Below are 2,213 nucleotides of genomic sequence, written 5' to 3' on the forward strand. Positions count from 1 at the left end.
TTCAGCTATTTCACAGAGAATTAATAGTAATTTAATAGATACATCCAGATGACATAACTCTTTTCGAAAATCCATCTGTTCGATAACGATTTCTTTTTTATTTTCAGAATTCCAAAGCGTGCCGAACCTTATAAATAAGCTATCGATATCACGCTTACTAGATGACACAGAGATTGACATAGCTTTTTCATAAAATTCAAAGTTATTTCCCCAAAATTTTGGACGAGAATCTACTCCGATCACGCGATAGAAAAAGTTATCAATCAGACCGATAATGAACATTTTTTCATCTCCTCCGATCAGTTTTTGGTTATTACTAAAAGACATCTTAGTCACCCTGAAAAGCATCAATCTAACAGCTCAAAAACTCAATGTAAACTGTTGATTATAAAGAACTTAATGTTTAAGAAACTATTGGGTTTTAACATAATAAAACGTTAAAAAAAGACTTTTATTTTTAGATATTGAATCATTAAGAAAATGATCCATGCTCTTTATATATTTGAAAATAAAGAAATAAAAAACAATTGGTTATTTTTCATACAATTTCAATTTTTAACTTGTTGTTTTTTATACATTAAAAAAATCTTTGCCATAACTATAAAAGTACCCCTTTGAAACATATATTTTTATTGACTATTTTTGAGTAAATTTCATTCTAACTAGCTGTTTAATGGCAGGAATATAAATAAGAGTTCCTGCGATCTGCGTGCGCGAAAACATCTGAAAATTTGCCAAGTTTAAAAAAGCCTGAGACGATGGCTTTGCCAAAATATGAAATGAGCTTTGTTGTGTTAATCGTGCAACGAGCAAAACTTTCTAAACTTTTTTTTTCGGTTCGTGTGCATGAGACAGCCATCTCATTGCTAAAGACCGTGTAGCTGCATACGTGAGAAATCTAGTTGGTGCGGCTGCGAAGGGCACTGGACAGTGAGATTCTGTTCTTTGACCCAATCACTCTTAATTGGCTGTGACGTATGAAATCGTTGTGAGCCGATCAAATAGTTGGGCGACACTGAAACGGGATCCTTGGTGACAAGGGCAAACCCTGCTTAACAGAGAGTGTGAGTATCTTCATGGAATGATAGATGCGTTAGGAACACACGTTTACCGCTTCAATTCCTTAACAGGGTGGTATGCGTTGCGCACAGGTGGGCTTATGAGAGTATCGCGAGGTACTAGGGGCACGAGGAGAAATCTGGACTGCTCGGTACTCAATGATTAACCAAATTGATTTGTCGTGATGACATATTTGATTAGTTATTGAGATCTATGGATAGCTCAAGCCTGTAACAGTGACACTAAGGAGATTCAAGAGATTGGATCAAGCATGTTGCTTTGCGTAGGTTAAGTGCTTTACCCGTAATGAAATTTAATATCGGTTAATAATGGGAGTTTTTGGAACTCTTATCCCAAAAAAAAGGAATGGCTGATATCAGATGGAACGGATAAGCGTACTGACCGTCTATTTCAATAGAAATAGACAAAGACTGTTAACGCTAAAGTGGGAATCTCTCAAGCCAATTATTAGATGTGGTGGCTCCAGACTATAGGCTTTTAGACCGAAAACATTCCGCGAGGGTGCTATAAGGACTGATTTATGAGAGAGGGAGAGTTGCTGATTAGGTTTATTTCGGATTTATCCGGATTAATTAGGTCACTTCGAGCGAATAAAAACGTAAGGGGTGGGTGAACGAAAGGCAATACGGTGCATAACCGGACTGAGAAAACAAAGTTTGTCAGGGGAGAGGTGTGGCAACCTCGGCAGCTATGAAATGCGGCAAGCCTGTTTGGCACGGAAGAAAGTGAATAAACGTTAAACATCCTGATGTAGCGCTCGGATGAATAATATTTCATGAGTAATCATTAAGAAAAGCGCTGGTTACGTTGAAGTTTGCGCTTTGAAATAACCCAGTTGTTCCGGAGACGGATCTGCTGCTGACTGATTTTTGCGATGATGGGCCGCAAGGCTCTAGTGGGATGATGTTATATAAAATCGTGATTGTGGAACTAAAACACAATTTGAAGTGTGTACTTTGTGATGTGTAGAAGTCAGGACCAGCTTAGTCTTGATGGAGGATCCATGAGAGTCGCTTCCACTGGAAACAGTGAAAATGTCGTAAGTTGATAACTGCGAGTTCGTTCTAGTCGCGAACTCAATAAATGATTAGCGTTAAGCGCGTTAGTTTCGTGAATTTGAACACGGAAAATCA

General features: G+C 38.0%; 1 protein-coding gene. It reads right to left on the reverse strand.

Translation table 11 applies throughout. The annotated features are described in order from the left end of the window. The coding region (locus FTV41_RS14380) for a hypothetical protein (RefSeq protein ID WP_179996731.1) at nucleotides 1-327 on the reverse strand (327 nt) is incomplete at its 3' end. Nucleotides 328-2,213 lie beyond the last annotated feature (1,886 nt).

The organism is Acinetobacter sp. YH16051 (genome assembly GCF_013417135.1).
Classification (GTDB): domain Bacteria; phylum Pseudomonadota; class Gammaproteobacteria; order Pseudomonadales; family Moraxellaceae; genus Acinetobacter; species Acinetobacter towneri.